Source organism: Dysgonomonas sp. GY617 (genome assembly GCF_015233815.1).
In the GTDB taxonomy this organism is placed as follows: domain Bacteria; phylum Bacteroidota; class Bacteroidia; order Bacteroidales; family Dysgonomonadaceae; genus Dysgonomonas_A.
This window is the reverse complement of the sequence record NZ_JADCLR010000029.1, coordinates 697,761-718,608: the sequence shown is the minus strand read 5'-3', so window position 1 is coordinate 718,608 and position 20,848 is coordinate 697,761. Positions and strand designations below refer to the sequence as shown.

Here is a 20,848-nt window from a genome sequence, read left to right as displayed (position 1 = left end):
AGAATAAAATTAATGACAAATAAACCATATAAAGAGTTTGGAGATTTCTTAAACAGCATATTTCCACAAAAGGTTCAGAAAATATCTATCAATGCCGGCTTTACTTGCCCCAATCGCGATGGGTCTAAAGCAGTAGGCGGATGTACATATTGTAACAACCAAAGCTTTAGCCCCGGATATGGAGGTAAGCAACGCACAGTTACCGATCAATTGAGAGATGGCATCGCCTTCTTTTCTCACAAATATCCCGAAATGAAGTATCTAGCGTACTTCCAGTCATATACAAACACATACGATGATATAGAGAAACTGATTGCCTTATACGAAGAGGCATTGGCTTACCCGAATGTCGTAGGTATCATCATAGGCACTCGTCCTGATTGTATGCCTGCTGATCTGCTCGAATATTTCGCAAAATTAAAGGACAGAACTTTCCTTTTGATAGAATATGGCTTGGAGTCGACTTTAGATTCTACCCTCGAATTTATCAACAGAGGACACACCTACGCCGAAAGCGTAGAGGCTATTTACCAAACGGCTGCTAAAGGAATATATACAGGAGCTCATATGATTCTGGGATTACCCGGAGAGAGCAGAGAACAAATGCTGGAGCATGCCGATAAATTGTCTGAACTGCCTTTGACAACCCTAAAAATGCACCAGTTGCAGTTGATAAAAGGAACGGTTATGGCTCGTCAATATAGAGAGCACCCCGAATGGTTCAACTTATTTGAAGTAGAAGACTATATTGATCTTTGTATTGATTTTACAGAACGCCTCAACCCCGATTTCATTATCGAACGATTTGTGTCACAATCTCCAAAATCTTTGCTTATTGCTCCCGATTGGGGATTGAAGAACTTTGAATTTACAGCCAAAGTCTTGAAACGATTTGCCGAACGCAATGCATATCAAGGAAAGCTTTGCAAAAAGGTTATAGTTTGATCTAACCTCTTTGACTTTCTTTAGTTTACCACTACACATAGTTATATTTCATTATTGTCCATCTTCTTAGCAAAAATATTTTTGCTAAGAAGATGGACAATTTGATTATAGATGCTCAGATACTATTAATTTCTATCGGTATTGCTTTCTCCAGTTCAAATGTCCCGTTTACTTTTTAGGAACACCTTTTATCTCCGGTTTATTTTCTTTCTTATCCTTATGGAATATGCCCTTTACTTTTTGAAAAAATCCCGAAACCTTTTTCGCAAAATTTTGCTTCTTCTGAGAAAACCCTACTGATTCTACAACAGCAGGCTGCAATATCTGCCATAGATAATTGAATGTGGAGTGGTATGCATCACGTTCGATGGTTACATGAACATGTCTTGCTCGTTTATGTGGTTTATCGGGGTTATTCTTTTTTATTACCTTATTCGCAACCGTACTCACAAGTGTATTAGTTGTTAGTTCACCGTCCTTATTTTTCAACACAGAAATACTCAGATCGTTATACAGCATCAACATCTCAATAGTAGCACCCTTGCTCGAAGCATCTGTATTAAATGTGAGAGATTTTATATACCCTGTTTCAACCTTAGCTGGAGCCATTGGTGTTATCAATTGATTCAGATCCTTTAAATCAAACTTATTTAGATGAGCCTTAAGATGAAAATGATCGTTAAGTGAGTCAACCGGCAACATCCATGTAGCCGTAAAATGGCCTGTTCCCATCAAGTTTCCATCAGCATCCAGTTTGATGTACTGGCCAGGTCTCGAAACAATATTAGTAAGCCCCGATAATCGTCCATTCATATTAGTGAAAAAGATCACACCTGGAACTGTATTATTCTTGGGCAATTCTTCATATACAACTTTAAAGTTGTTGACATTAGCCGTATCTATATCGAATTTCACTGGAAGCTTTTGAAGCCCTTCATAAATCATCGGCATGATGTTGTGCTGTATCTCTATCTGCTGATTTTTGAAGTTCAACAGTTCAACATCTTTCACCAACAGTTCTTTTGCGTGAAGTCTATTATTGGCAAAATATCGATTAAAATCTATACCCGATAACGATATATGCCCTACCCCCACATCAAACCAATCTTTATGAGTAGGATGATGATAGGCAAACTCTTTCTTAGAGTAAGCAGGCACCAAATGAAGTTTTTCTATTCTAAAACTACCCTCATTCTTTTTCAGTTCAATAGTTTCTGCTTTTAGCATATAAAAACCATTGTTCAGAGGAAACTGAAAATTATGTGTGCTGAAATTAATATCGTCCATCACAAACGTTTTCAGTTCGCTATTTATAACCAGTCCACTGAAAAACAAATTAGTTGTATTCAATTGTTGCTGCCTATTAAGTTTTCCATTCAATGTGGTTGCATAGTCAATATTAGCATCCGAAATATTGAACTTGTTTACAGATACCTCACTACCCAATTTTTCAAACACTGAGTAAATATCCTGCTTATTGGACGAAACTTTACTTTTTTGCGCAGACTTAGAAATCTGATTTATTTTAACAACAGGCTTAGCAACTTCTACACTTGCTAGATTAAACTTCCTATTATTCAGATTAATATCCAGAATATCCAGATTCGATGTTTCGAAATGCAATTTAAGACTGGGTTGATCTACCCCTACCTGAATATTAGAAATACCAATTCGCCCTATATTTAAAGATCCTGCAAAAAGGGTCGAAGCACTTGCCTTACTTTGGCTACCTCCTCCTTCTATCACTTTTTTATAATTTATTACAGGCGATTGCAATGTAATCTCACCAATAGAACTATTCTTCATTTCGGCGTCCCATGCCAAAGCTTTTAGTTGAAGTTTACCTACAGTTGTGTTTAAACTATCTTTAGTTGTGTGATCCGAGTATTCTATTTTCGCATTGGAAATATCAAATAATCCTGCAATAAAATTGGTTGTTTTATCTTTCACCTCACTATTCTTCTTAGTCGTATTCGAAGATTTTCGAGTTTTCACAACCTGTATAGTGGGAGATTCTACATTAAAGGAATTAAACATCACTGTATTTTCCTTTTCTGTTATCTTATAATCTATACCTCTGACTGCAACAAATGGACTCAACAACGAAAAGTAAGTATCAGGAGCTTTCTTCCATGTGTTTTTTTGAGGCAACAGTTTTATATCAAACAATTCTAAATTACCTTTTATGCCCGTATACACCCCTTTTCTGATCATCAAACGATAGTCTTTTCCGGGTAAGAGATTATCAAAACGTTCGAAACTAAATCGAAGATTATCACACGCAAAAAAAGTATGTGAATGTTTTATTGTGATTTCATTTATAAGGAAATTTGATGCAAAAAAATCAATCCTTGGTAATTTATAAACCGGATTATCCTTATTTGTATTATCGCGGAATGTAATATTTCCACCATTCAAATTTACTTCACTTATAGATATATGCTTAAAAAAGGGTACAACAACATTCAAATTGGCTGATTTATCATCTACCGGCGCTATCTCTTTTTTCGATTTATGCATTTTCACATATTCGATGTTTGGAGCATCTATCGATAACTGCTGCGCCCGTATACCTTGATCGTATTCTAAGCCCAACAAACGAATAGAATCTATAGTTCCGACAATATAATCTCGTTGGGTTTTAAGTTGCAGAGGCGACAACTTCACTTTGTCTATCTGAAAATCTTTTGTTACCGTATTCAACTTCATATGCCCAATACTCAGCGCATGATTTTGGCTTATAACGATACCTTCTATATCAGCAGCATCTACTGAGAAACCCTGCGAATACAAAAATCGTTGCTGGATATCGGCTAACGAATCGACCTTAAAACCATAAGCTTCGAAATTAAAGCGATCCATATTATATATATCAATCGTATCTTTGGTAGCATTGGTATATTTTAGTTTAGCTTCCGTTATACCTATCTTATCGATTGAGATACTATGTAGAAGAGGCGATACTATGGCATACAAAGTCCACGAGAGATTCAGGGTATCCTGTACTTGTACCCCGGCATCTTTCTTTGACTCTATTTTTACACTGTCTTTTTTAACGTTGAAATATTGAATTTCAGACCTATTTATATCAAAAGCATTTGCTTCTAAATAATTGAGAGCATTTTCTCGCTTAAACCTCACACCTGTAACCTCTATCGAGTTTATCTTTGCTTCAAGATAAGTATCGGGAAGTACATGTTGCTGTTCCCACAAAAGCGTCTGAGGCTCTAGATGTACCTTCTCTATATGAATAATAGAATCTTTGGTACTTAACCTTATATTGGCTGTCTGAAGTAAAAACTGATTATTGGATAGTAGGACTTGCGGCTGATTAGTGGTAAAATCGAAATCATCACAGAAAAGCAGTTTACCTGATTGATCTGAGTTCTGATCTAACACAAAACCATAGGCATGAAAACTCACATCTGTCAAACCATACACAACGGGTGTTCCCTGATCTTCTGCCAGATAAGAGATACTGGCATTTTCTAAATTCATTTTCTTAACAGTCAACACATCCATATAAGGAGATATCAACTCATGCAATGATTTAGATATCTTATTTTTGGTTTTTATTTCAGCACGTGACGAGCTTTCCGACTCAAAAACTTTAACTATCGGTCGTTTGATTTCGAACAGATCGAAGTGAAGCTGTCTATAACTAAACATCCAAACCAGATTGAGCCCTTTGAAATGGATTCGTTCTATCTCTATATCAAAATAATTTTTCGGCAAACTATCTTTTGCTGACCATTGCTTAAACACCGCAGAATCGACCTTAAGCTCTACACCTTTAAGAGTCAGCTCTCCATTGAAAAGTCCAATTTCGAGATGCTTAGAGCTAAACTGATAAAATCCTCCCGTTGCATCAGATACACTCTCGCTCAGTTTTTCCCGCAAAAAGCCTTCAAGCCTTTCCCTCATATACCAATTGACCGCAAACCCCACGATAGCAATGGCTATTATAGTGCAACCTACAATCTTTAGTATCTTACGTTTTTTTTTTTTCATGCAGAAGGGCTCTTTTTTCAACAATATTAATAAAACTATTCCTTTATTAAACAAAGCCTCTGCAATTATGTTCCATCCGAAACAAAAAACATCTCTAAGTTTTATATTACCAAGAGATGTTTTTTATCAATTATTTCATTCTTAACTCTATTGCTGACCGCCGCCTTGCGCGTTACCACCGCCGCCCATAGAGTCGTCATTATTAATTCCACGAACCGCTTTCTTAATCTGAGCTTTCATCTCTCCAAATCGATACGACACTCTTATTCCAAAATATCGGCGTCTATAAATGCTATATGATTCTGAGCGAAAGGTAGGATTATCCACTATATTCCGAAATGTCTGTTTATCCGAAAACACATTTGAGGCTGAGATATTAACGTTTAATTTCTCTGATAAGAAATCCTTAGAAACCGACAGTCCATAATAGTTATAGGAAGGACCCCGTCCTTGTATATTGATATACGGTGTACCTCCATTTACAAAAAGATTCACTCTGTATGTTTTAGGAAAAGTATATTGCATATTAGTATAACCATTTACGGCAAACCCGAATTAGACAACTCAAATTCATCCATATTCGATTTAACATCAATATAAGAGCCCGATAAATTTCCCGACAGTCGAATCTTTTGAGTAGGTGTCCAGCTAAAATAGGTAAAAAGACCTAACCTTTTGCTTTTTCCAATATTAGCATAAGTTGTTCTACTCACAATATCATCCAGTTCGGTGATACGTTCAATAGAGTTATCTACAAAATTGTAAGATAAACTGGCATTCATATTAAACTTCGGATTGAAGAAATTGTAATTCATATCAATAGTATGCGATTCTATAGGCTTCAAGTTTGGATTACCGACACTTACGTTCAATGAATCTGTTCTATTTTCAAATGGATTCAATTGCCATATACCCGGTCTTGACACCCGCATATTATACCCTAAACGAAAAGTCTGAGAAGGGCTTGGCTGGTAACTAAGCGTAATAGAAGGTACAAGATTAGATAAATCTGTTTCATAGTTTTTATCATTTGCCTGCTCTCCCTCCGCTAAAGGATATTTTATACTCAAGTTAGTACCCTCGTACCTAAGTCCCGTTTTAAGACCAAACTTTTTATATTTAACTGCATAGCTGGCATAACCTGCATAAATATCTTGTCTGTGTTTAAATTCATCTTTCAAAGAAGGCTCTTCTATCCATTCGCCTGCCTGATCATAAAACCGTCCGCTACTACTTTTATTTAACCGGATAATATATTTAAGCCCAACTTCCAGATTATGGATTTTCTTAAAAGGGGTAGCATAATCTATTTGCATGGTATGCTCCTTTTGAGTACCATCTGAATATTGTCTGTTTTTAAAATCGTCAATATTCAAGATACCCACAACTTCATTATCCGAACTCCAGTCGTCAGGTTCCAAAGCCAAACGATATGAGAGTGTCAACAATCTGTCTTTTACCGTTTTTGAAGTCTTTTGATAATCTGCTTTCAACTCCGTAGAACCATATTTATAGTCGCCATCTGTAGACTGATCAAACTCCTGAATTGGATTGAAAGAAACATTTTCTAGTCTGTTATTGGTAAAAGAAGTCTGTCTACCTGTTCCCGCATAACGTCCAAAACCTACATTTATCAGATTCAAGGAGTCTATTTCATAACTAAGCTCTCCATTTCCAAACTGCCCATTACCTCTATTCTTACCCGTTCCTCTTTGGATTAGATACTTATTATCCACATTCGCAAAATTCTCTCGTTTTAAGTAAGTGTCATATTCAGGATTTCGATATTCGTAATAGCTGTAATTACCTGTAAAACCAAGCTTCCCCGATTTCATTGTCAAGTATCCTGATGCACCATAACCTCCTTGAGAATTGCCCCAACTACTTACTGTTGCCGTATACCCACCCATTGAAGAGTTTTTCGTAGTAATGATATTAATGATACCAGCTACTCCTTCGGCATCATACTTTGCACCCGGATCGGTGATTACCTCTATATCTTTAATAGTACTGGCTGGCATACTTTTCAATACATCTTTAGGATTGCTAGCCAACATCGAAGAAGGCTTCCCATTTATATAAATTCGGAATGCCGATGACCCTTTGAGCTGAATCTGATCTTCACCATCTACGGTTATCATAGGCACTTTTTTCATCATATCCAAAGCGTTATTAGTTTTAGACTCGGGATCATCCTCCATACTATAAGTTATCTTATCTAATTCTACTTTTATCAATGGCTTTTGAGCCGAAACCACCACCTCGCTAAGCATCTTACTATCGTCCTTCATCAGGATATTACCTAAATCCTGTATCTTGGCGGTTGTCAACGTAAATGGCTTACTAACGGATTCTTTGCCTATAAACTCTATAGTCATCAAATACTCTCCCGGCTGAGTCATGGAAAACTGAAATTTTCCATTTTCATCAGTAGGAACTACTTTATCGACCTTCTGAAGATCGGCTTGCTTGAAAATTTTAATCGTTGCATAAGGTATAGATTCGGAAGTTAACGAATCTGATACAACTCCTTTTACCGTTACTTTAGACTCCGCCACAGCCTGAGCCTCTATTAATAAAGGAAAAGACATAAGAATATACAGAAGGACAAGTAGTTTTTTTGTTGCCATACGTATTGTTTTAAGGTTTCTAATAAAAATAGAATATAGTTAGATAGTCTTTAGATTTCTCAAATATATGTCAGCATTTTATAATAACCAACTGCTCGAAGTTTAAATTTTAACACAAAATCTATTTTTATTGATATTTACCATTATTTACGGTTGGTTAACTTGGCATAATAGTCTATGTACTACCTCAAAACTATCTATAATTTAACCTTCAAAAGAGTTCCTTATTTTTACTTTTTTGAGGATTATTGTCTAACTTTGTACTGCTTTATCTGAAAACGACCGGCGCCTATTAGAGAAAAATCTAAGACACATATCAAATATCAGATCATTAAAGATAATATGGAGCAGTTATCTTTATTCGCAAAACCTACACATCTCGTATTGCTCTTCATTCTTAAATTTTAAAAGAAATGCAACAAGTTGCAAATGTTGACGAACTAGAAAACAAAAACATTGCTAAACTTCTTTGGCAATATGCATTACCTGCAATTGTCGGGACTCTAGTTAACTCTCTCTATAATGTTATCGACCGTGTATTTATAGGACATTGGGTGGGAGATGATGCCTTAGCCGGCTTAGGCTTGGTACTCCCTATTATGAATATTACGGCAGCTGTGGGCATGCTTGTTGGAGCAGGATCAGCGAGTCGTATTTCAATCTATCTAGGAAAGAAGGATAAAGAGACTGCCGAAAAAATTGCAGGAACCTCGTTCCTTATGACTATCATTATTAGCGGAATAGTCATCGGATTATTGCTATTATTTCTAAAACCTGTACTTATGTATGCAGGGGCAAGTGAGGCGACCTACCCATATGCTCGCGATTTCCTTGTTATCTTTTTACCGGGTAATCTATTTCTATCCTTATGCTTTAACTTCAATAATATGATGAGAGCATCTGGTTATCCTAAAAAAGCGATGATAACCATGCTTATCAGCGTAGTAGCTAATATCATTTTAGCCCCTATATTTATACATTATTTAGGTTGGGGAATGAAGGGTGCAGCAGCAGCTACATTTATAGCTATGGTAATAGGTTTTATCTTTGTAATGCAACACTTCTTGAATCCGAATAGCTATATAAAGCTTAGATGGAAAAACCTGAGATTAAATAAGAAAATTGTTTGGTCTATTACATCTATCGGGATGTCGCCTTTCCTTATTCAGTTGACAGCTTCAGTTGTAGTGTTCTTCATTATAGCACAGCTAAAAATATTCGGAGGTACAGACTCTCATTCGAGCGACATGTCTATTGCAGCCTATACAATTGCCAACACTATGCTTATGCTTATTGTAATGATTGTATTGGGGCTTACACAAGGTATGCAGCCTATTGTTGGGTACAATTACGGAGCAAAGAATTACGATAGGGTAAAAGAGACTCTGATCTACACCATTAAGGTAGGTACAGCCATTACTACATTTGGCTTTATCTTAGGGTTCTTTTTTCCACAAATATTCGTTAGCTTTTTTGGACCTGGACCTGAACTTGCCGAAAAATCGGCGACAGCATTACGCCTTGTAGTTATATGCTTCCCTCTTGCCGGATTTCAGATTGTTGTTACCAACTTTTTCCAATGTATAGGTAAAGCCGGAAAATCAATTTTCCTGAGTCTTACCCGCCAAGTACTATTCTTAGTACCTGCTTTATATATATTACCTCAACACTTAGGTTTAAAAGGAATCTGGTTATCTATGCCTGTGGCTGATGCTTTAGCGGTAATAGTTACCTTTATCTTATTTACATTTCAAGTAAGAAGTCTTAAAAGAGAAGCGGACGCCCTCACCCAGAATCCACAAAGTTGAAAAAGCGGAAAAATGTCACAACCCATCGGTATAATTGCAAAGATAAAAATAGCAGAATCTGATTATAAAAATTATCTGAAAACAAAGGAGGTAAAACAACTTGCCTCCTCTATGTTTGATTCGATAAAACATACTGATAGAAATTTCTATATTTTCCAGTATACAAAGAAAGAACAAACATTATATGTTTTCATTTATTACAATTATGGAAATTCGGAAACATTAAAAGGAATAGAGTTTGAGTCATTAAAAAGTATCCAGTCTTTTTTGACAGCCGAAAGTAGTGGATATCTGATAGGAACGCTTGACTGTATTAACTTGGATCAAGAGGATTTTCATTATGCATATACTTTGGAAAAAGGCATTTGGACAGACCATAAAAAGCTGGACGAAACTAGATATAAAGAAGTACTAAAAGATACTGATCGGTTATATAAACTACTTGATGGAGAATTTAGCGATAAGGTATTTTCATCACGTATTGTTGATACAACTATAGTTAAGAGAATAAGAACGCTACAAGAAAAGCACCGAATTGAAAATTTAGTAAACCGATTACATGAGGCTTCGCCTTATAAACCTCTTTATTTTTTTGGTAATTACTATTATAATGGAATATGTATTTACAATCCTCACCAACGACTAACTGCATTATTAGAAATTGATCCACATACTTTTATCCAGAAACCATATGGAGGGGCTGATGATAAGCATGTTGTAATTGATAATATAGTAATAGCAACCGATCCTCTAAAATTTAAGAAATTACAAAAATTAGAATCTGTTTTCTATACATCCTCAGAGGCTGTTTATGATTATAAGGGGCATTTTATACCCAATGCAGATCCAAAGACATTTAAGCTAGAACAAGAAGGTATTGCAGAAGATGCTAACTACATTTACATATTCAACACACAAATACCCAAAGTTGAAGTGGGAGAATATAAGATAATTGATTATGGATATTCCAAGCCTATAATTATATATGGTGAAAAAGCAATCTATTTAAACAGCAATAAATTAGAACAGCTAAACCCTTCGACTTTCGAAATTTTAGAGATATATGAAAGGTCACATAATACTTTCACACATTTGATAAAAGCGAAAGATAAGGACGGTGTATTTATTATTTATCAAAAATTAGGCTTAAATGCTTCACACCTCAATACTCCAATCGAAGTTTTAAGAGACATTGATATTGAACAGACAATTATCGAATATCAGAAAACGTCTCACAATCTGAGTGAGAAGAAAACTAATGAAGAGAAACTAATTGATGAAATTGAAGGTGACGATTTTATAGAACAATACAATAAGAATAAGCATTCACTTGATTTTCTGTTGAAAATCAATAATTATTTTTATCAGTGTTTTCAGAAGTGGATCAAATCAAAAGATAAGGCAGAGTTAGATAAAATTCTAAAAACATACCATATAATAGAAGACACTGCTTGGGTCAATCCTCATTTGTTTCATCATACAGCTTGTGTATATGCAGCCCTTGGAGAGATACAAAAAGCTACAGAAGAAATTTACAAAGCTTGTTTATTCGGTTATGAAGAGATAAAAGCAATTTGGGGCGATGAGGACTTAGTAATACTGCACTCAGACCCTTATTATAAAGAATTACAGCAATATTATGAAACCAATATAAAAATATTGCCAACCCCTTTAATTACAACAGAAGTATTAATAAGATTAGATGCATTATCGGTAGAAGAAATTCAATCTTTAGCGTACACAATTACAAAAAGATTTTTAATTCCCGATAAATCTCATGTTTTGTTGATGCAGAAATCAAATAGTCCCAATGATCAATCGTGGGAGGTTTACTTGAGTTTATTGCAAAGCTTCTTTAATCATGTATTTAAAAATAGTACCTTTTCCTCTTCTTTATATAAGAAATTTAAAGATTATGAATTAATGCCTGTTTCCGGTCATTTCGAACAATTTAAATACCAATTCAGTCATGCCCATATTGCAGGTCCAACTTTGGAAGATTGCCGCAGGACTTTAGAAAAAGTCAGAGCCTCTCTTGATAGAATACAAAATGCTCAAGAAAAAATCGCTATAACTAATTATATAAATCAATCAGAAATCATGAAGGTTTTAGGAGAGCAAGTATAATTATTATTTTTTATTACTTCTAGCTTTTACCTCATCATAGGTAAGTTCGCCTACATAACGTTCTCTTGGCTCAAACTCGATAGAAAAGATACTTCTCTTATCATTATAATCTAGATAGTTAAAACCAGCTAAGTCTGATAAACTATACAAAAAGTCGGACGTAGAATAACTTCTTGTTGTATCTAAAATCAAGTCTTCCCGTTCTTTCTTAAAGTTAGGAGACATCCACACCAGAAAAGGCACTTCGCACATACTTGGTGATACCTTCTCATAAGCATGTCCGGCAAAGTCTCTTGTTTCGTAGACCTCTTCCCCGTGATCCGAAAAATAAACTAAAGCTGTTTTCTGATCCGATTGATCTTGCAAAATATGTATCAATTGAGAGAGTACAAAATCGTTATATAAAACCGAATTGTCATACTTATCAATAGTGCGTATCGCTTTTTTATCTCTAAAATCGGTTTCCTTTATTAAATGATCCTTCTCGTTATTAAAGATATTATAAGGCGGAGTATATCTAAATTCGTAAGCCATATGATTACCTATAAGATGAATCAAGATCAGCTTATTCTTTTTATTCCCATCCGCTAATATATTCCTAAAAGTAGGCAAGATTATCTCATCCGGTTGTTTCTCACTAGAAAGGCTATATATATTTTTCGATAGATCTAACAATACATCATAACTTGTTTTGAAATTACCTCCAAATGGTTGAGTACTTATAAAATGAGTTTCATAACCAGCTCTATTAAATAGCTCAAACATAGAAGGTTTCTCTGTTATGTAATCAAGGTTATCTCTATCAGCCAAAGTAAGTATAGAGCGCAACACTGGAATTGTATGTACCTGAGGCGATATCACATCCTGATAAACCAATAAGCTATCGCCCAATGCCCCCAATTTAGGATTAGTAGTCCGAGGATATCCATACAATGACATATGTCTTCGCGTTAATGACTCTCCTATAACCACAACAATGGTTTTAGGTACTGAATCCTCAAACATCTCTTTTACTTCATAAGATTGTGATTGGCGTTCTAAGATTGCAGACTCTTCTTTCCCTAATCTTATTTTATAATCAACAAACATCTTATAAAAATTGACAAAATAGACTGATCGGGACAGTGGAGGCAGAGATACAACCAATATCAATGATAGCAAAGCTGAGAAGAAGGTCATCTTATGATCTTTTATTCTCAAAGGCTTCCCTACCCTCATTTTCCAGATTATCAAGAAGCAGAGTAATATATAAACCAAGCATCCAACTATAATCCACGGATTAAAGTAGTGCACCAAGAATTCCTTACTCTCTTCGGGATTAGTTTCAAACAAACTTATAACACTATTTTTCTGCAACAATACATGTGCAAACAACAGATAACTTGTATAAATAGTATTAGGCAGATACGAGATTACAAACAAACCCGAGAAAACCAGTTTTTGAGTTCGCGATTTACAAAACAACAAAAGAAGCCCGATTGATATAAACAGAATTGTATTTATTGTTATTGTAGCCACCACATGCTTTACAGAAAGATTCTGCGCCAATGGTGTAAGAAGCGGAAGAAACATAATCATATAGAAAAGAAAACAAATCTGTAACTTCTTTCCATACAATGCATTTACAAAAGAACTATTCATTAGTTAATTATCCAATTTTTGATTAGGGTCTCAGACCTTTTTATTGTCTATTCGAGTATAAAAGCTATCGATTATCGTCATTTTTGATACGACATTTATACTTCCTTTTACTTATATGTGTTTATACCTATAATGTAGGTCGCAAATATAGCATTTTTTCTTATTTTTGATCTAAGTTTATCATCATACACAATTTTATGGCAAAACGAAGTTCTAACGGAATACGTAACCGTAAGCATATAAAGAATGCTCATCTACTAGAAACTCTTTCCTATTTGGGTGAAGTACAATTACCTACGTCGATTGAGTTTATACAATATAATTCAAAACAGACTACAACAAAATCTATCGCACCCTCCGATAAATTAAAAGATCTCATTAATGACGATTACATAAACTGGTTTAAAATAACAGGGATATCAGATGCCGAAGTTATATTCAACATCTGCAAATCGTTTGGAATACCCCGATTTGATGTTAAAGACCTCTTGTCGGGACGTCATGTAACTAAAGTGATAACCTATGAGCACAATACGTTTATATTGATGTCGGGGTGCTTCACAACTGAATCTCACGAATTGGATCTTGATCATATCGCTTTTATTCTGGGAGATAATTACCTTATAAGCCTTCAGGAAAACGGCACACCCATATTTACAGATGTTCAGGAAGCTATCAAAAATTCCAAAGTGCAGATACGTGAGAAAGGTACCGATTACCTTCTGTATATACTACTCAACTGTGTACAATCTCTATACAATGATACAGTCTTAAAACTAGCAACTAAGATAGATAATATGGAGGATAAACTCATAGAGAACAACACCAAGGGTATTGATATTATGAGATTTATACGAATCCGTAAAAATGATTATTCATTACTAAAACGGGCCGTATCGTCAATGCGGGAAGAATATTCAAATTTACTCCATAATGATAACCATTTGATTAGACCCGAGAACAAGATATATTTTAATGATTTTGATGACCGATTAAGAACCTCATCCGATGATCTGGATATTTTCCATGAGTCAATCAACTCATTGAGCAATCTCTATTTCAACAATAACAATTTGAAGATGAACAATGTCATCACCAAATTGACAGTAGTTTCTACGATATTTATCCCTCTTACGTTTATGGTTGGAGTATGGGGCATGAATTTTGAATATATGCCCGAATTGAAGTGGAAATTTGGCTATATAGTGGCGTGGGGAATGATGATACTCATTGTTATAATAGCCATTCTGTTTTTGAAAAAGAAAAAATGGCTATAAGGTGGTCTCAGACCATTTTATAGTTTTAGAAAGCATATCATCAACCAGTATGCAGCATTCTGAAATACAATATAGTTTTTATCTACGACTTAAACAGTTGAAGCTATAGGCTTATTAAATCTCTGCTTCACCCATCTATTGGCAGGCTTCTCTACATATTTGAGAGAAAAGCCGGAAACGATAATAGTGAAAGTAACTCCCAACATAAAAATGATTGGTCTATCGACATCAATACCCAATAAGAATAAGGCTCTATCTGTATACCAGATAACTATTTCGTGAAACAGATAAAAAGCAAAACTAATCTCGCCAAGCCATACAAATGTATCGTTTGATAGAAACTTAGCAATCTTTCCTGCCTGAAGATAGAATCCCGATATAAATAATCCTACGGGTATCCAATACCATAGAGAATGACGATAAACTTGTGGTATAAAATAAGCAGAAGTATAAAAAACCAGAAACAGAGCAATAACCAATAGCTCGAGCAATGTAGGAGAAATAGACTTTACCAGATTCTTAACCTTATTTGTTTGACAGATATTGTAAAAGAGTATTCCTAATATAAAATCGAGCAACCTCACCGGAGGGAAGCTATAAAGAAACCATTCTTCATTCTTACTCCCACTTAATATTGGACATAAAAGTAAAACAAGAACACTAATCGCAGTGAACACAACGAGAAACCTATGTTTCATCGTCGTAAACCAAGCTATCAGAAAAGGAAATAAAAGATAGAAAAACATTTCAGTCGAAAGGCTCCAAGAAGCAGCATTAAAACGAATTTCTTCTGTTGGATAGAAACTTTGCACCAAAAATATATTCGAAATAAAATTAGTTATATAAGGCTCATTCAACGGATGATCTTTCCTCATATACACCCAAATAAGCATTGTTAGAATATGTAAAGGGTAGATACGAGCTAAACGTGCTACATAAAAGAAGCGCTTGCTAACCTTATTTTCTTTAAAACTTTGCTGATAAACATACGCGAGAATAAAACCACTCAGGACGAAAAAGAAACTAACTCCCACATACCCTTCATAAAATATATGATGAAGGAAAGGATTTGTTTCTTTATCGAAAAGAATATAATGACTCATAAAAACCATAAAGGCAAATACAAATCGAAGAGATGTTAGTGGTTTAATCATCAATAGCAAGTTCTGCCGAGATTACAGAACGAATCCGAATTTTCATTAGTATTAGCAACAATAGTGTGAAAGGGGCGCCAAACATCTTGATTTATGCTTGGCACCTCATCTTGATACAGTATATGGTTAAGCTAAAAGCAAACCTTTAGCAACCTCGTCTCTTTTGGCTTTTCCTGCTAGCACTTCTAATAATTGGAGAGCAAAATCAAAAGTCAGACCTGGTCCTCGTCCTGTTATTATTTTGCCGTCTACAACTACAGCTTCCTGCGTTTTGAGAGTTGCACCGTCTAAGTATTTTTCAAATCCGGGGTAACATGTTGCAGACTTACCTTTTAGTAAACCCAATCCGCCTAAAACCATTGGTGCTGCACAAATAGCAGCTATATCTTTATCTGCTTCCGAAAAAGCTTTTACTTGTTTCTTCAATCCTTCATGATCGTTGATTTTAGGTGTACCACCCGGTAGAATCAACATATTCGTAGCTGAGAAATCAGCTTCCGTAAATAGTAAATCAGCAACCACAGGAATGCCATGACTGCCTACCACAGTTTTCTGATCGGTTAATGAAACGGTTTTCACATCCACATCACCTCTTCTCAATATATCTACTGTAGCCAAAGCTTCTATTTCCTCAAATCCTGTTGTTAAAAAAATCAATGCCTTTTTCATTTTCAATTCTATTTAAGGTCGCAGACCTATTTGTTATTATAAAAAAAGTCTATAAACTTAGTTTAGATTAAACTTATATGTAATAGTTCCCTTTTGATTATTAGAGTTGGGGCTGACAGAAAACTTAGTCCGACGGGCAGCACGTAAAGACTCGTTTCTCAAACTTGAGTTTGTAGTATTCGTCCCTTTACCAATACTTGTCTCTATAACGTTTCCTTTGGGGTCTACAATTATATCTACTACTACGGTACCATAATCATCTACATGATATTCGGGAAGCTTCAGACCTCCAGCGCCTACACCTCTACCTCCAAGATCGTAAGTTCCCGTACCTCCTACTCCCGATACTTTTCCGGTACTACCATTACCCGAAGGCGAACCCTGAGTACCCGTACCTTGAGTATTTCCACGACTACCACTACCCGATCCGTTTCCGAATAAACCAGCCATTTGGTTGTTTATATTCTTCTTTCGGGCAGCCTCTTCTTGTGCTTGTCTATCGGCTTCTGCCTGAGCCTTACGCTTTACTTCTGCGGCTGCATCTTCCTTGCGTTTCCTCTCGGTTTCGGCTTTCTTCGCCTCATTTATAGCTATTGTTTTTTCCACATCCTGCGTTGCAGTTGGAGCTTTAGTCTCTTTACTCGTTACTTTAGGAGTAGTAGCCTTTACTGGAATAGGTTCAACTTTCACATCCGGAGTCGATTCTCCTAAATTATTAGGCATCGTTGGATCTGACTCTATTGGTTCGGTCACATCTTCGGTCAAACCATTGCCTCGCCCAAAAGGTTCATCATCACCCAATGCATCGGCAACACTACCAAACATAACGGGCACACCTCCCAGCTCCTGACTATATCTGTTATCGCTAACAGGCTTTATATAATAGAATAATAAGCACAATAATAGTATTACGTGAAACGCTATTGTTCCCGCCAAACTTATTGTCTTTTCTTTCACCATAGCCATAGGCTTATTATTTTGAGGTCTATAAGATCTATTTCAAACAGTTTTTATATGCTGCAATCGTTTTTTCCAATCCCAGATAAAGAGCATCACTAATCAATGCATGACCAATAGATACTTCTTCAATATAAGGAATGTTTTTATAAAAGAAATTTAGATTCTCTAAACTCAAATCATGTCCTGCATTTATTCCCAATCCTAGTTTTTTAGCAATTTTGGCTGCTTCTACAAAAGGAGCAATAGCTTCTTCCTTATTCTTTGGATAAAAAGTAGCATAAGGCTCAGTGTACAACTCAATACGATCTGTACCAGTCTTAGCAGCATACTCTATAATCTCAGGATCAGTACCTGTAAATATAGAAGTACGTACGCCCATTGCTCTGAATTCATCTATAAGATCACTCAAAAAAGATTGGTGAGTTTTTGTATCCCAACCCGCATTAGATGTTATAGCATCGGGAGCGTCGGGTACTAATGTTACCTGAGTTGGCTTTACTGATTTGATAAGCTCTATAAAGTCAGTCGACGGATACCCCTCAATATTAAATTCGGTCTTAATCTGAGCTTTCAGATCATATACATCTTTAAACTTAATATGACGCTCATCAGGACGAGGGTGTACTGTTATACCTTGCGCTCCAAATTTTTCGCAGTCCAAAGCAACTTGCAAAACATTTGGCACATTTCCTCCCCTTGCATTTCGTATAGTCGCAATTTTATTAATATTTACGCTCAACTGTGTCATAATAGCTTCTTTACTTGATTAAGGTCTCAGACCTCTTATTCTTCTTAAAGTATATAACTAAGCAACATGTAATATTAGCAGCTATATTTTAAATTTAGCAATTAATAGTTGGTTACCTCTAATAATAAAACTTTTTCACCAACTTTGTACTATCGCCTGATATACTATTACGCAAATTTAATAGTAAATACCGAAACTTGGTACTATTTCAGTATTTTTAAGGGCACAGATGAACGCATTCCTTTGTTACATTCATTTAGTACTATGAATTAAAGGAATAGATAAAATAAACAGACGTTAATTATATCTTTTATGAAAATTGGAATTTTCGGCAAAAAATATCAGAAAGAGGAGCAAATAAAGAAAATTTTTGACATCTTATCTCGTAACAAGGTTGAGATATTTATTCAAAAAGAATTTTATGAATACCTAAAACCTAGCCTAGATTTAAAAGATTCTATTGCCGGTATTATTGACTATAATAATTTGAGTCTCGATATGGCATTTAGCATTGGTGGCGATGGTACATTTTTGCGTACTGTATCGGCAATCAGAGAAAAGAACATTCCAATTTTAGGTATTAATACAGGACGTCTTGGATTTCTGGCGGATGTTTCGGAAAACGATATGGAACAAACCTTATCCGAAATACTAAACGGAAATTATACAATAGAAGAACGTAGCCAACTCAAACTGATGGTTAATGATTCTTCATGCGAAGCTGCCGATTTTGCTCTTAATGAGATAGCTATACTTAAGCAAGATTCATCTTCGATGATTACTATTGACGTCAACATCAACGGCGAAAGGCTTACCTCTTACGAAGCAGACGGACTTTTGGTATCCACTCCAACAGGCTCTACAGCTTATTCACTCAGTGTAGGAGGCCCTATTATGGCTCCTAACACATCCAACTTTATCATTACTGCAATTGCGCCCCATAGCCTAAGTGCCAGACCATTGGTTATTGAGAACGATAATATCTTAACTTTAACTATAAGGAGTCGCAGTTCGTGTTTTCTGATTTCGCTTGATGGTCGTTCAAAAGCTATGCCTATAAATGGAACAACTTTACAAATAACCAAAGCGAAAACATCTGTACGAGTGGTAAAACGAATAGGACAAACTTTTTACAGCACGCTTAAAAACAAATTAAAGTGGGGTACCGATCCAAGGGTAGATTAAGAGTTTCAGACCTTTTTCATTTGTAGATTGGGTAGATATTAATAAATATCTCTTATTAGCTCTATTGAATTTCACTCAATAGTTTTATTTCTCTATTTGTCGCCTTTTACTTTGTTGGGATTCTGATTTATGAAATCTTTCCAGCTATTAAACTTCTTTTCTTGTGTAGGATTATTAGTCTGAAAATAGTGGCAAACTGCTGCTGCAAGTCCATCGGTGGCATCCAGTTGAGGAAGCATACTTTCGTCAGGTATCTTCAAATATTGCTGAAGCATGTAGGCAACCTGCTCTTTTGCAGCTTTTCCATTACCGGTTATTGACATTTTTATTTTCAGAGGGGCATATTCAAAAATTGGAACATCTCGAGACAAAGCAGCAGCCATAGCAACCCCTTGCGCACGTCCCAACTTCAACATACTCTGAACATTTTTCCCAAAAAAAGGAGCCTCAATAGCAAGTTCATCAGGCAAGTACTCTTCGACCAAAGCCAAAACTCGCTCAAAAATACGCCTCAACTTAAGATAATGATCGTCATACTTACTCAGCTGTATTACCCCCATTGTTATCAACTGAGGTTTATTATTTAATACGCGCAACACTCCATACCCCATAATTTGAGTACCTGGGTCAATGCCCAAAATTATACGTTCTTTATCTACCTTAGCCATTAATCATTTATTCGGGTTGTAATAACCTATTAATTATAAAAGCGAACTGAGTTATAGAACAAATTCTATATCTACAAATACTACATTTAAAGTAGTGAGACTTCTTCTAGAAGAGTTACAAAACCTCCCACTTTAGTACCAAACCTCTTATTTAGTTCAGCACTCAAACCTTCGCCCGTTTCTCCTGCCCATCTGTTCAGAACATCTATATCTTCCGTCTTAAATTGCATGGCATAACTCACACCGCTTTCTTCGTGCTGACGCTCTATCTTAGCCAAACTAGGTTGGCTTAACAAGCCACTTTCCAAAGCTTTAGGTATGTAGAAAGTTTTCAAGAAGTTCAAACATTCATCATGTATTGCGTCTTCAAGATGAAGAGTTGTATTAAATATCAACATAATTTATCTATCAAATTTATCTATACTGTATGCAAAGATAATCAGATAATTTGCTTTTTGAGTCAACACTACTTACAGACGCCCTATAAATAACACATAAAGAAGTTGTTATAATGAAAAATATCACAATAAATGTTCAATTTAAATTAACAAAAAACACTCCTTATTATTTAACTATAAAAAAATCTCACTTTTTACTGAAATATCTATTTTTTTTATGAACTTTCCATTCTGATAATCATTATAAAAGTAGTAACAATTTTAAATTAGAAATGCGTATGAAAAGAGATTTACACTTGAAAAAAATTTATGTTGCAACCCTTCTTACTGCCCTAACAGTACTACCTACAGCATTTGCTATTGGAGTGTTTTTAGAGAGTAATAGGAAATCGAATTGCAAAACGAGTCAAGCAACATCAATTACACATCTACAGGCAGATAGTTCGTCTGAAAATGTATCTAATTAATTTGCATTTTATTCTCAATAAGACAACAGTTAAAGAAAAACTTATATCTTTGTTGCAGAATTGAGAACGGGGGATTAGCTCATCTGGCTAGAGCGTAACACTGGCAGTGTTAAGGTGATCGGTTCGAGTCCGATATTCTCCACAAAATGTGAATCCTCAG

16 protein-coding genes and 1 tRNA gene are annotated in these 20,848 nt (G+C 35.4%); 7 read left to right on the top strand and 10 right to left on the bottom strand.

All coding sequences use genetic code 11. From position 1 onward, the window contains the following. Window positions 1-12: 12 nt before the first annotated feature. Window positions 13-945 carry a TIGR01212 family radical SAM protein gene (locus IR022_RS18870; protein WP_050709026.1) on the top strand — a complete coding sequence of 311 codons (933 nt, stop codon included), beginning with the start codon at window positions 13-15 and terminating at the stop codon, window positions 943-945. A 168-nt stretch (window positions 946-1,113) separates the two neighbouring features. Here IR022_RS18870 and IR022_RS18865 read toward each other — a convergent pair whose 3' ends face one another. The 3 genes from IR022_RS18865 to IR022_RS18860 form a co-directional block, all read right to left on the bottom strand. Then, window positions 1,114-4,956, bottom strand: coding sequence for a DUF748 domain-containing protein (locus IR022_RS18865; RefSeq protein WP_194204889.1), 3,843 nt, complete (start codon window positions 4,954-4,956; stop codon window positions 1,114-1,116). Window positions 4,957-5,103: 147 nt separating this feature from the next. Next, window positions 5,104-5,481: an outer membrane beta-barrel family protein gene (locus IR022_RS20195; RefSeq protein ID WP_262892259.1), complete on the bottom strand. Its 378-nt coding sequence runs from the start codon at window positions 5,479-5,481 to the stop codon at window positions 5,104-5,106. 14 nt (window positions 5,482-5,495) lie between these two features. Beyond that, a complete protein-coding gene (locus IR022_RS18860) occupies window positions 5,496-7,586 on the bottom strand; it encodes a TonB-dependent receptor domain-containing protein (protein WP_262892258.1) in 2,091 nt (696 codons plus the stop codon). A gap of 413 nt (window positions 7,587-7,999) precedes the next feature. Between IR022_RS18860 and IR022_RS18855 the strand changes: the two genes are divergently transcribed. Continuing rightward, window positions 8,000-9,394 (top strand): MATE family efflux transporter, encoded by a 1,395-nt coding sequence (locus IR022_RS18855; protein ID WP_194204888.1) that lies wholly within the window; start codon window positions 8,000-8,002, stop codon window positions 9,392-9,394. Window positions 9,395-9,406: 12 nt separating this feature from the next. Next, window positions 9,407-11,521, top strand: coding sequence for a DKNYY domain-containing protein (locus IR022_RS18850; protein ID WP_194204887.1), 2,115 nt, complete (start codon window positions 9,407-9,409; stop codon window positions 11,519-11,521). Between the two features lie 3 nt (window positions 11,522-11,524). On the opposite strand, the gene IR022_RS18845 is transcribed toward IR022_RS18850, so the two are convergent. Continuing rightward, window positions 11,525-13,162, bottom strand: coding sequence for a phosphoethanolamine transferase (locus IR022_RS18845; protein WP_194204886.1), 1,638 nt, complete (start codon window positions 13,160-13,162; stop codon window positions 11,525-11,527). A 197-nt stretch (window positions 13,163-13,359) separates the two neighbouring features. Between IR022_RS18845 and corA the strand changes: the two genes are divergently transcribed. Continuing rightward, the gene (corA, locus tag IR022_RS18840; protein WP_194204885.1) at window positions 13,360-14,439 is read left to right on the top strand and encodes a magnesium/cobalt transporter CorA; all 1,080 of its coding nucleotides are present in this window, start codon (window positions 13,360-13,362) and stop codon (window positions 14,437-14,439) included. Between the two features lie 89 nt (window positions 14,440-14,528). On the opposite strand, the gene IR022_RS18835 is transcribed toward corA, so the two are convergent. The 4 genes from IR022_RS18835 to IR022_RS18820 form a co-directional block, all read right to left on the bottom strand. Beyond that, the gene (locus IR022_RS18835; RefSeq protein ID WP_194204884.1) at window positions 14,529-15,593 is read right to left on the bottom strand and encodes an acyltransferase family protein; all 1,065 of its coding nucleotides are present in this window, start codon (window positions 15,591-15,593) and stop codon (window positions 14,529-14,531) included. A gap of 126 nt (window positions 15,594-15,719) precedes the next feature. Next, window positions 15,720-16,262 carry a DJ-1 family glyoxalase III gene (locus tag IR022_RS18830; protein WP_194204883.1) on the bottom strand — a complete coding sequence of 181 codons (543 nt, stop codon included), beginning with the start codon at window positions 16,260-16,262 and terminating at the stop codon, window positions 15,720-15,722. Window positions 16,263-16,319: 57 nt separating this feature from the next. Then, window positions 16,320-17,228 (bottom strand): TonB family protein, encoded by a 909-nt coding sequence (locus IR022_RS18825; RefSeq protein WP_194204882.1) that lies wholly within the window; start codon window positions 17,226-17,228, stop codon window positions 16,320-16,322. A 28-nt stretch (window positions 17,229-17,256) separates the two neighbouring features. Then, window positions 17,257-17,970: a pyridoxine 5'-phosphate synthase gene (locus tag IR022_RS18820; protein WP_194204881.1), complete on the bottom strand. Its 714-nt coding sequence runs from the start codon at window positions 17,968-17,970 to the stop codon at window positions 17,257-17,259. A gap of 312 nt (window positions 17,971-18,282) precedes the next feature. On the opposite strand from IR022_RS18820, the gene IR022_RS18815 reads away from it, so the two are divergent. Continuing rightward, a complete protein-coding gene (locus IR022_RS18815) occupies window positions 18,283-19,155 on the top strand; it encodes an NAD kinase (protein ID WP_194204880.1) in 873 nt (290 codons plus the stop codon). 92 nt (window positions 19,156-19,247) lie between these two features. Here IR022_RS18815 and ruvC read toward each other — a convergent pair whose 3' ends face one another. Then, window positions 19,248-19,823 (bottom strand): crossover junction endodeoxyribonuclease RuvC, encoded by a 576-nt coding sequence (gene ruvC, locus IR022_RS18810; protein ID WP_050709038.1) that lies wholly within the window; start codon window positions 19,821-19,823, stop codon window positions 19,248-19,250. 86 nt (window positions 19,824-19,909) lie between these two features. Continuing rightward, entirely contained in the window at window positions 19,910-20,221 is a 312-nt protein-coding gene (locus IR022_RS18805; RefSeq protein ID WP_050709039.1) for a DUF4286 family protein, read from the bottom strand. A 278-nt stretch (window positions 20,222-20,499) separates the two neighbouring features. On the opposite strand from IR022_RS18805, the gene IR022_RS18800 reads away from it, so the two are divergent. Then, window positions 20,500-20,688, top strand: coding sequence for a hypothetical protein (locus IR022_RS18800; protein ID WP_157258136.1), 189 nt, complete (start codon window positions 20,500-20,502; stop codon window positions 20,686-20,688). 68 nt (window positions 20,689-20,756) lie between these two features. After that, a tRNA-Ala gene (locus IR022_RS18795) sits at window positions 20,757-20,830 on the top strand. Window positions 20,831-20,848: the final 18 nt, after the last annotated feature.

Bases quoted from the DNA above. Each gene is read 5' to 3' on its own strand.
- IR022_RS18820 (WP_194204881.1), bottom strand. From the start codon at position 17,970: ATGACACAGTTGAGCGTAAATATTAATAAAATTGCGACTATACGAAAT.
- IR022_RS18830 (WP_194204883.1), bottom strand. From the start codon at position 16,262: ATGAAAAAGGCATTGATTTTTTTAACAACAGGATTTGAGGAAATAGAA.
- IR022_RS18800 (WP_157258136.1), top strand. From the start codon at position 20,500: ATGAAAAGAGATTTACACTTGAAAAAAATTTATGTTGCAACCCTTCTT.
- IR022_RS18855 (WP_194204888.1), top strand. From the start codon at position 8,000: ATGCAACAAGTTGCAAATGTTGACGAACTAGAAAACAAAAACATTGCT.
- IR022_RS18825 (WP_194204882.1), bottom strand. From the start codon at position 17,228: ATGGCTATGGTGAAAGAAAAGACAATAAGTTTGGCGGGAACAATAGCG.
- IR022_RS18860 (WP_262892258.1), bottom strand. From the start codon at position 7,586: ATGGCAACAAAAAAACTACTTGTCCTTCTGTATATTCTTATGTCTTTT.
- IR022_RS18845 (WP_194204886.1), bottom strand. From the start codon at position 13,162: ATGAATAGTTCTTTTGTAAATGCATTGTATGGAAAGAAGTTACAGATT.
- IR022_RS18865 (WP_194204889.1), bottom strand. From the start codon at position 4,956: ATGAAAAAAAAAAAACGTAAGATACTAAAGATTGTAGGTTGCACTATA.
- IR022_RS18805 (WP_050709039.1), bottom strand. From the start codon at position 20,221: ATGTTGATATTTAATACAACTCTTCATCTTGAAGACGCAATACATGAT.
- corA (WP_194204885.1), top strand. From the start codon at position 13,360: ATGGCAAAACGAAGTTCTAACGGAATACGTAACCGTAAGCATATAAAG.
- IR022_RS20195 (WP_262892259.1), bottom strand. From the start codon at position 5,481: ATGCAATATACTTTTCCTAAAACATACAGAGTGAATCTTTTTGTAAAT.
- IR022_RS18815 (WP_194204880.1), top strand. From the start codon at position 18,283: ATGAAAATTGGAATTTTCGGCAAAAAATATCAGAAAGAGGAGCAAATA.
- ruvC (WP_050709038.1), bottom strand. From the start codon at position 19,823: ATGGCTAAGGTAGATAAAGAACGTATAATTTTGGGCATTGACCCAGGT.
- IR022_RS18870 (WP_050709026.1), top strand. From the start codon at position 13: ATGACAAATAAACCATATAAAGAGTTTGGAGATTTCTTAAACAGCATA.
- IR022_RS18850 (WP_194204887.1), top strand. From the start codon at position 9,407: ATGTCACAACCCATCGGTATAATTGCAAAGATAAAAATAGCAGAATCT.
- IR022_RS18835 (WP_194204884.1), bottom strand. From the start codon at position 15,593: ATGATTAAACCACTAACATCTCTTCGATTTGTATTTGCCTTTATGGTT.